Here is a 608-nt window from a genome sequence, read left to right on the forward strand (position 1 = left end):
GCCGCTTCGTACGCGCCCTCCTTGCCGTTCGCGTCGCGCGGGCTGCCGTTCCAGGTGCTGGGCACCACGCACTGATACTCCTTGACCACGCGGTCTTCAATCGTCACCCAGTGGCCGAGCGCACCGCGCGGCGCCTCCGTCCAGCCGAAGCCCTGCGCTCGCTGCGGCCAGGTGGACGGATCCCACTTGCTGTTATTGTGGATGCGCAGATCGCCCCGCCGGATGTTCTGCTTGAGAGCCTCCAGCCAGTCGAAGGCGGCTTCGGCGATCACCTGGGTCTCGATGGCACGCGCCGCCGTGCGACCCAATGTCGAGAACAGCGCCTCCGGCCCCACGCCCAGCTTGCCGAGGACGAAGTCCACCAACTCCTTGACGCGCTTATGACTCGGCGCATTCGGGCTGGCATAGGCCACCAGCATGCGGGCCAGCGGGCCGACCTCGACGGCGTTGCCGTCGTAGCGCGGCGCCTTGAGCCAGCTGTACTTGCCGTCGGTATTGAGAAAATCATAAGGCGGCTGCGGGCCGGTGTAATTGGGCCTCGTCTCGCCCTGCCAGGGATGCAGCGCCACGCCATCGCCGCCGCTGTACCGATAGTACGAGTGTGTGAC

1 protein-coding gene is annotated in these 608 nt (G+C 66.8%); it reads right to left on the reverse strand.

All coding sequences use genetic code 11. The annotated features are described in order from the left end of the window. Window positions 1-569, reverse strand: a 569-nt coding sequence (locus NZU74_20630; GenBank protein MCS6883732.1) for a nickel-dependent hydrogenase large subunit, incomplete at its 3' end; no start/stop codon positions are given. Window positions 570-608: the final 39 nt, after the last annotated feature.

This window comes from Chloroflexaceae bacterium (genome assembly GCA_025057155.1).
Classification (GTDB): domain Bacteria; phylum Chloroflexota; class Chloroflexia; order Chloroflexales; family Chloroflexaceae; genus JACAEO01.